The 7626-nt window shown below is 53.1% G+C and carries 9 protein-coding genes and 1 pseudogene; all 10 read left to right on the forward strand.

Translation table 11 applies throughout. The features are described from left to right. Nucleotides 1-48 precede the first annotated feature (48 nt). Nucleotides 49-1410, forward strand: a complete 1362-nt coding sequence (gene ffh / locus PCH01S_RS21250) for a signal recognition particle protein (RefSeq protein WP_042232808.1) — start codon at nt 49-51, stop codon at nt 1408-1410. 51 nt (nt 1411-1461) lie between these two features. Beyond that, nucleotides 1462-1734 (forward strand): 30S ribosomal protein S16, encoded by a 273-nt coding sequence (gene rpsP / locus PCH01S_RS21255; RefSeq protein WP_042232810.1) that lies wholly within the window; start codon nt 1462-1464, stop codon nt 1732-1734. A gap of 27 nt (nt 1735-1761) precedes the next feature. Then, nucleotides 1762-1992 carry a KH domain-containing protein gene (locus PCH01S_RS21260; protein ID WP_042232812.1) on the forward strand — a complete coding sequence of 77 codons (231 nt, stop codon included), beginning with the start codon at nt 1762-1764 and terminating at the stop codon, nt 1990-1992. 181 nt (nt 1993-2173) lie between these two features. Further along, nucleotides 2174-2695: a ribosome maturation factor RimM gene (gene rimM / locus PCH01S_RS21265; protein WP_042232814.1), complete on the forward strand. Its 522-nt coding sequence runs from the start codon at nt 2174-2176 to the stop codon at nt 2693-2695. Continuing rightward, entirely contained in the window at nt 2692-3480 is a 789-nt protein-coding gene (gene trmD / locus PCH01S_RS21270) for a tRNA (guanosine(37)-N1)-methyltransferase TrmD (RefSeq protein WP_042232816.1), read from the forward strand. Before rimM ends, trmD begins: the two co-directional genes overlap by 4 nt. Before the next feature lie 215 nt (nt 3481-3695). Then, nucleotides 3696-4037: a 50S ribosomal protein L19 gene (rplS, locus tag PCH01S_RS21275; protein ID WP_042232818.1), complete on the forward strand. Its 342-nt coding sequence runs from the start codon at nt 3696-3698 to the stop codon at nt 4035-4037. Between the two features lie 82 nt (nt 4038-4119). Beyond that, on the forward strand, nt 4120-4755 hold the full coding sequence (gene lepB, locus PCH01S_RS21280) for a signal peptidase I (RefSeq protein ID WP_042232820.1): 636 nt from the start codon (nt 4120-4122) through the stop codon (nt 4753-4755). A 36-nt stretch (nt 4756-4791) separates the two neighbouring features. Continuing rightward, on the forward strand, nt 4792-5664 hold the full coding sequence (gene ylqF / locus PCH01S_RS21285) for a ribosome biogenesis GTPase YlqF (protein WP_042232822.1): 873 nt from the start codon (nt 4792-4794) through the stop codon (nt 5662-5664). Nucleotides 5665-5777: 113 nt separating this feature from the next. Then, the gene (locus PCH01S_RS21290; protein ID WP_084706660.1) at nt 5778-6434 is read left to right on the forward strand and encodes a ribonuclease HII; all 657 of its coding nucleotides are present in this window, start codon (nt 5778-5780) and stop codon (nt 6432-6434) included. Nucleotides 6435-6489: 55 nt separating this feature from the next. Then, nucleotides 6490-7626, forward strand: a pseudogene (locus PCH01S_RS29375) (hypothetical protein); the annotation flags it as partial.

The following is a 7626-nucleotide window of genomic DNA, read 5'->3' on the forward strand; positions in this document are numbered from 1 at the left end:
AAGACGCAGTTCATAGCAATTGAAACGAGCAGGAAGGAGGCGGTTTAGATGGCATTCGAAGGATTAACCGGCAGGCTGCAGGGCGTATTCGACAAGCTTCGGGGCAAAGGCAAGCTGACGGAAGAAGACGTGAGCGAGGCGCTTCGCGAAGTGCGACTGGCTCTTCTGGAAGCCGACGTTAACTTCAAAGTAGTCAAAGACTTCATCGCCAAGGTGAAAGAGCGCGCGGTCGGACAAGACGTGATGAAAAGCTTCACCCCCGGCATGGTCGTCATCGACATCGTAAACAAAGAGCTTACCGACCTTATGGGCGGAACGCACACGAAGCTGGCCAAAGCGAACAAACCGCCTACCGTTATTATGATGGTCGGTTTGCAAGGTGCGGGTAAAACGACAACGTCCGGCAAGCTGGCTAAAATGCTGCAGAAGCAAAATCACAAGCCGCTGCTGGTTGCCGGCGATATTTACCGCCCCGCTGCCATCAAGCAGCTGCAGGTGCTCGGCGAGCAGCTGAAGGTTCCCGTGTTTTCGATGGGCGATCAGGTTAGCCCCGTCGAAATCGCGAAGAACGGGCTTCAGTTCGCCAAGGACAACAACAACGACTACGTGATCGTCGATACGGCCGGACGGCTGCACATTGACGAAACGCTTATGGATGAGCTGAAAAATGTGCGCGAAGCCGTCGGCCCTCACGAAACGCTGCTGGTCGTCGACGCGATGACGGGACAGGATGCCGTCAACGTGGCCGAAAGCTTCCACAAGCAGCTGGAACTGACGGGTGTCGTCCTGACGAAGCTCGACGGCGATACGCGCGGCGGTGCCGCACTTTCCGTCAAAGCCGTTACCGGCTGTCCCATCAAGTTCGCCGCAATGGGCGAGAAAATGGACGCGCTGGAGCCTTTCTATCCGGAGCGTATGGCTTCGAGGATTCTCGGCATGGGCGATATGCTCACCCTGATCGAGAAGGCGCAGGCGGGCATCGATGCGGATAAAGCCAAGGAAATGGAACGCAAGATGCGTAATGCCGAGTTCACGTTCGACGATTTCCTCGAACAGATGGAACAGGTGAAGAAGCTTGGTCCGCTGGACCAGCTGCTGGATATGCTCCCCGGAGCCGGCAAAATGAAAGGCATGAAAGACCTGAAAGTCGATGATAAGCAGATGGGCCGTGTCGAGGCCATCGTTAAATCGATGACGAAGGAAGAGAAACGCAAGCCTGAAATCATAAATGCCAATAGGCGCAAACGCATAGCGCTCGGCAGCGGCAATTCCGTTCAGGATGTCAACCGGCTGCTGAAGCAGTTTGAAGATATGCGCAAAATGATGAAGCAGTTCTCGGGCATGATGAATCCCAAAGCCATGAAGAACATGAAGAAGTTGGGCAAAGGGTTCAAGTTTCCGTTCGGTTAACGACCGGCGGTTTCGATACAACGCGTTTATTCTATGTGGGAGGTGATATTCATGGCAGTTCGTATTCGTTTGAAGCGTATGGGTGCTCACAAAGCTCCTTTTTATCGTGTAGTTGTTTCCGATTCCCGCTCTCCGCGTGACGGACGTTTTATCGAGGAGATCGGTTACTATAACCCGGTAGCTCAACCTGCAGTCGTTAAAATCGACGAGGAGAAAGCACTGAAATGGCTCCAAGACGGCGCGCAAGCGTCCGATACGGTTCGTTCCCTGTTCAGCAAAGCAGGTCTTATGACCAAGTTCCACGAGTCTAAGCTGAAGAAGTAATCCTACCCAGGCATTTCGGAGGTCTTTATGAAAGAGGTCATTACCGTTATCGCGAAGGCACTCGTGGATCATCCGGAAGACGTGCGTGTGAATGCGGTGGAAGGCGAGAACAGTGTCATTTATGAACTGTCCGTACACCCGGGTGATGTCGGTAAAGTTATCGGCAAACAGGGGCGTATCGCCAAAGCTCTTCGCACTGTCGTCACGTCAGCTGCAGTTAAGGAAAACAAACGGGTAACCGTTGAAATTATGTCATAGAGGAAAAGGTTAGGATCATTCCTAGCCTTTTTCTTGCATCTGAACACGAGAAACCGTTTCCTGCCGGAAGGGCGTGCGAGGAAACAAGACCGGACAGGCGGACGGAACCCGGTTTTGATCATTTTCGGCGTCCGGGATCGGAACAAGTATGGAAACGGGACAGAGGTGGAAAAATACGCATATGAGCGATAAATTATATACGGTCGGGACCATCGTCAATACGCACGGTCTGCGAGGAGAAGTGAAAGTTGTGCCGCACACGGATTTTGCCGAGCAGCGCTTTGCAAACGGCAGCAAGCTGGTCATCGAGGATGCCAAAGGTAAACTTACCCCGGTGACCATTAAAAGCACACGGCTGCACAAAAATATGTACATCGCTCAGTTCAAGGAGTTTTCTCACATCAACGAGGTTGAAGTTTTCAAGAGCTCCCTGCTGCGGGTCGAAGAAAAATACCTGGAAAGTCTGGATGAGGACGAGTACTATTATCACGAGATTTTAGGCTGCAGGGTCCTGACTGAAGAAGGCGAAGAACTCGGCACGATTGAGGAAATTTTGACGCCGGGCGCGAACCATGTCTGGGTAGTAGGCAGGCCGAATAAAAAACAGCTGCTCCTCCCTGTGATCGACGACGTAGTGCTGGATGTGAACGTGGAAGAGAAGATCGTAACGGTTCATCTTCTGGAGGGGCTGCTCGATTTATGAACATAGACGTGCTGACTCTGTTTCCTGCCATGTTTGAAGGCGTATTTACGTCGAGCATTTTGGGCAAAGCCCGGGAAAAAGGCATCGTGAATCTGTCCACCGTTAATTTCAGGGATTTTGCAGGCAACAAGCACAACACGGTGGATGACTATCCTTATGGCGGCGGCGGGGGAATGGTGCTTAAACCGGATCCGATCTTTGCGGCGGTAGAATCCCTGCTTGATGTGCCTTCGAGCGGCTCGGAAACGGTCGGGGAGCCGGTTTCGACGGGAGCCAAGCCTCGTGTCATTCTGATGTGTCCCCAAGGGGAGACGTTTACCCAGCGGAAGGCTGAAGAGTTGTCCCGGGAAGAACATCTTATTTTTATTTGCGGGCACTATGAGGGCTACGACGAACGGATACGGGAGCATCTCGTGACGGACGAGCTGTCTATCGGCGACTATGTGCTCACGGGCGGAGAGCTTCCGGCCATGGTGGTGATCGATAGTGTCGTGCGTCTGCTTCCCGGAGTACTGGGCAACGAGCAGTCGGCGGTGACGGATTCCTTCAGCACAGGCCTCCTAGAGTACCCTCACTACACGCGTCCCGTTGAATTCAGGGGATGGACCGTACCGGATGTGCTGATTTCGGGCCACCACGCGAACATCACCGAATGGCGCCGGCTGCAGTCGCTTTACCGCACGTTCAAACGCAGACCCGAATTGCTTGAGAATGCCGAGTTGACGGACAAAGAGAAACGCTGGCTGCGTGAAAAAATGGCCGAGGAAGAGGGACGGCAGGGCTGAAAATCAACCGAAAATCCGGTGTTTTTTGCAGCCGTTCCGAAACTTTTCTACCAAAACGGAAAATACGAACGATTATGGTTGTTTTTCTGTTGAACGTATGATAGAATATCCAATGTTGTGTTGTTCGAATCGGGTGGTCCTCTACGCATACAAACATGGTTTGACTGCTAAGAGATGGCGGAATGAACACCTATTGTGGAAGGAGGGAATCTTAAATGAATCTCATTCAGGAAATTACGAAAGAACAATTGCGTTCTGATATCCCGAGCTTTCGTCCCGGCGATACTTTGAAAGTATTTGTAAAAGTAATCGAGGGAACCCGCGAGCGCGTTCAGCTGTTCGAAGGTGTCGTGATCAAGCGTCGCGGCGGCGGAATCAGCGAAACGTTTACAGTTCGTAAAATTTCTTACGGCGTTGGCGTGGAAAGAACACTTCCGCTTCATTCTCCGAAGATTGAAAAGATTGAAGTAGCTCGTCGTGGTAAAGTTCGTCGTGCGAAACTTTACTACCTGCGCGGTCTTCGCGGTAAAGCGGCTAGAATTAAAGAAATTCGATAATAAAGACCGAGGGGGCTTGTTTTCAAGTCCCCTTTTAGTTTCATAAAAGCTCATGTTCATTTGATCAAGAAATGGGGTTTGGATGATGGAGAGAAGAGAGCAGGAAGTTTCGGCCGAAACCGAAAATGTGGCAGCCCCGGCGAAAAATCCCGTAAAAAAGGAAGCATGGGAATGGATCAAAGCCCTGCTTATCGCTGCCGTTCTTGTATTTTTGATTCGTTGGCTGCTGTTTGCCCCCTTCATCGTCGAAGGTCCCTCCATGGAACCGAACTTTCATACGGGTGAACGCTTAATCGTAAATAAGATCAAGTATAAATTCAGTGAACCGAAACGGGGCGAAGTCATCGTACTTCATGCACCGGAAGGCATCGATTATATCAAACGGGTCGTGGCTCTGCCAGGAGAAACGATCAAGGTGGACGGCGACAAGGTATATGTCAACGATAAGGTCATTGAAGAGCCTTACATAAAAGAAGCCATAGATAATGCGGTAAAAGAAGGGCATGCTTATAACAGGCGCAATTTCCCCGAACCGGGCAGCGAAGGCACGACGGAAATCAAAGTGCCGGACAAGTCCGTATTCGTGATGGGGGATAACCGCTCCAACAGCAAAGACAGCCGCTTCGCGGAAGTCGGGTTCGTATCCTACGACAAAATAGTCGGGCGTGCGGATCTCGTGTTCTGGCCCCTAAATAAAGCAGGTTTCGTGCACTTCTGATGAAGAAGTGCACGTTTTGTATGCAGAGGTGATATTATGACGATTCAATGGTTTCCCGGCCATATGACCCGGGCAAGAAGACAAATCGAAGCTAAGCTCAAGCTCATTGACGTCACGATCGAGCTGCTTGACGCACGAATTCCGATGTCAAGCCGCAATCCCATGGTCGATGATATTCTAAAGGGAAAGCCGCGTCTCGTTCTTCTGAACAAGGCGGATTTGGCAGACCCGGCCATAACGGCGGAATGGGTGAAGTTTTTTACGGACCGGGGCTTGAAAACGCTGGCGATTGATGCCAACACCGGTACCGGCGTGAAAGAGATTTTGCCGAAATGCAAAGAACTCATGAGCGCCAAAATCGAAACCCAGATTCGTAAAGGCATCAACCCTCGGGCCATACGGGGACTCATTGTGGGGATTCCGAACGTGGGGAAATCCACTCTGATTAACCAGCTGGCAGGACGGAAAATTGCGAATACCGGCGATAAGCCGGGGGTTACGAAAGGCCAGCAGTGGATTAAGTTCGGAACGGATATGGACCTTCTCGATACACCGGGAATTTTGTGGCCCAAATTCGATGACCAGAACGTGGGTATGAAGTTGGCGGCAACGGGTGCGATTAAGGAAGAAATTCTGCATCTTGACGATATCGCCTTTCATACGATCCGATATATGTCCGAGTACTACGGTGAACGTCTTAAGGAGCGCTACGGAATCGAGGAGCTTCCCGAGGACAGCGAGAATCCTAACGAAGTCATTGAGGTAATGGAGGCTATCGGCCGAAAGCGCGGAGCTATAATCAGCGGAGGACGCGTCGATCTCGAGAAAACCTCCCTGCTGTTTTTGCGTGAACTTCGTTCCGGCAAGTTAGGACGGGTTTCGCTGGAAGTGCCGGAAGAGTATCTTTAAGGTGCCGGCTGTCAGTTTACAGCCATGTGATAGGACAAAGCAGCTAAACGTGCACAGTCTTCTTCGAAAACGGAGTAGACTGGTCGCACGTTTTTTGTTGTTTATGTGGGACAATGTGTCGTTTTTTCCGGTATAATGGGGAACGGGAGGAGATTGCAGCCATGCTTCATGAAGAAACAGGATTATGGGAAAAAGGCTACTCCCGCATTGCGGGTGTGGATGAAGTCGGACGCGGTTGTTTATTCGGAGATGTCGTTGCGGCCGCCGTTATTATGCCCCAGGGTTTAATTCTGGAAGGCGTGGACGATTCCAAAAAGCTTTCCGAGAAAAAACGCGAAGAATTATACGATGTGATCATGAAAGAAGCGATTGCCGTAGGCATCGGTACGATAGATGTAAAAACGATTGACGAAATCAACATTAAACAGGCTTCCAGGCTGGCTATGAAACTAGCGGTAGAGCAGCTTGACCCTGCGCCTGATTTTTTGCTCGTCGACGCGGAACAAGTAGATCTGGATATCCGGCAGATGGCGATCATTCATGGGGATGCGACGAGCCAATCGATTGCGGCCGCCTCGATTATCGCCAAAGTTACCCGGGACCGGATGTGCCGGGAATGGGATAAGCTGCATCCGGAATACGGCATTGCCAAGCATAAGGGTTACGCGACCCGGCAGCATAGGGAAATGCTGATCGAATACGGGCCGACGCCTCTGCACCGGAAGCTTTTTATCCGTAATGTTATGGTTATGCAGCAGGAGTTATTTTAATCGGGGTTCCGGCCGATATATACATAAAGAACGCGAAAACGAAAGGCGGGTCGGCGTGAACATAAGCGGATTGATTCGTGGTTTGGCCGGCGGTATGCAGGCGGCGGAGCCCAAAACATTGGAGTTGAAGCCCGGACAGGTTGTCAAGGGAGTGGTTTTGCAGGTTTACGAAAATCAGGAAGCCCAAATGTCTATCGACGGCGTACAAGTGAGGGCCAAGCTGGAAACTCCTCTGGCGCCGGGGCAGACTGCATGGCTGCAGGTGCAGCCGGAGAGCACGGGTGGACAGGTCGTCCTTAAACCGGCAGCGGGACCCGCTGTGCCGGCGACACAAGAAGAGATCGGACAAATGCTGAAGCAGACGGGGTTAAAAGATACGGCGGTGAACCGCGAGCTTGTCCAGATGATGAAGCAGCAGGGTATCCCGCTGACGAAGGAAGCGGCAGCGCCGCTCCAGGAGGTTATGAGCAGGATTCCGGCTTCCGTGAAGCCCGAGCAGTGGGTGCAGGCGGTGGGCGTGGCTGTAAGCAAGGGTCTTCCCTTGACAGCGGATACGGTAGGAGCCATTCACCAAGCTTTATTCGGCAAGCCGTTTGGAGAAACGCTGCAAAATCTGGCTCAGACATTAAGCGGGCTGCTGCAAAACGGCGGCCTGGCCGAAGGAACGAGCGGCAGCGGAGAAAAATTACTCCGGCAGTTAGCCGAAGTTTTGCGGACGATGCAGGATACGGCTGCGGAGGTGGGGGGAAAACCGACCTCGAACGGAACAGCGTCCCCTTTGGATAACGGAACCGGCAAGCCGGGACTTGCAGCGGGAACGCCTACGGCAAATTCCGGAGGCGGTACGGGAACCGCAGGGCAGGCGGATACACGCCAGCCGGGAGGAATTCGTCCCGACGGAAGCGGCGGTACTGCGCAGGCCGCCGGTCAAGGCCGCCAGGTGCTGCCGGGGACATCAGGCTTGCCGCAGACTGCGGCAGGAGCACCCGCTGATGGCGGCGTAAGGCTGACGCCGTCTGCCGCGGGTATGCAGGCTGACGCTGCCGCTGAGCTGCCGCAAGGAGCGGGCCGGCCTGCTGCGGGTGCATCCGCGCCAGGCACGCAGGCGCAGCAGGCCGGCGGCACGCCCGCCGGGCAGACAGCGGCGCAAGCGGGCGGCAGCGCTCTAGCCGCGGCTCCGGGCACGACTGCC

This window comes from Paenibacillus chitinolyticus NBRC 15660, assembly GCF_000739915.1.
GTDB lineage: Bacteria > Bacillota > Bacilli > Paenibacillales > NBRC-103111 > Paenibacillus_F > Paenibacillus_F chitinolyticus.

What these genes read in the sequence shown, in the direction of transcription:
- rpsP (WP_042232810.1), top strand. Translation starts at nt 1,462, where the DNA reads ATGGCAGTTCGTATTCGTTTGAAGCGTATGGGTGCTCACAAAGCTCCT.
- PCH01S_RS21290 (WP_084706660.1), top strand. Translation starts at nt 5,778, where the DNA reads ATGTGTCGTTTTTTCCGGTATAATGGGGAACGGGAGGAGATTGCAGCC.
- lepB (WP_042232820.1), top strand. Translation starts at nt 4,120, where the DNA reads ATGATGGAGAGAAGAGAGCAGGAAGTTTCGGCCGAAACCGAAAATGTG.
- trmD (WP_042232816.1), top strand. Translation starts at nt 2,692, where the DNA reads ATGAACATAGACGTGCTGACTCTGTTTCCTGCCATGTTTGAAGGCGTA.
- rimM (WP_042232814.1), top strand. Translation starts at nt 2,174, where the DNA reads ATGAGCGATAAATTATATACGGTCGGGACCATCGTCAATACGCACGGT.
- rplS (WP_042232818.1), top strand. Translation starts at nt 3,696, where the DNA reads ATGAATCTCATTCAGGAAATTACGAAAGAACAATTGCGTTCTGATATC.
- ylqF (WP_042232822.1), top strand. Translation starts at nt 4,792, where the DNA reads ATGACGATTCAATGGTTTCCCGGCCATATGACCCGGGCAAGAAGACAA.
- PCH01S_RS21260 (WP_042232812.1), top strand. Translation starts at nt 1,762, where the DNA reads ATGAAAGAGGTCATTACCGTTATCGCGAAGGCACTCGTGGATCATCCG.
- ffh (WP_042232808.1), top strand. Translation starts at nt 49, where the DNA reads ATGGCATTCGAAGGATTAACCGGCAGGCTGCAGGGCGTATTCGACAAG.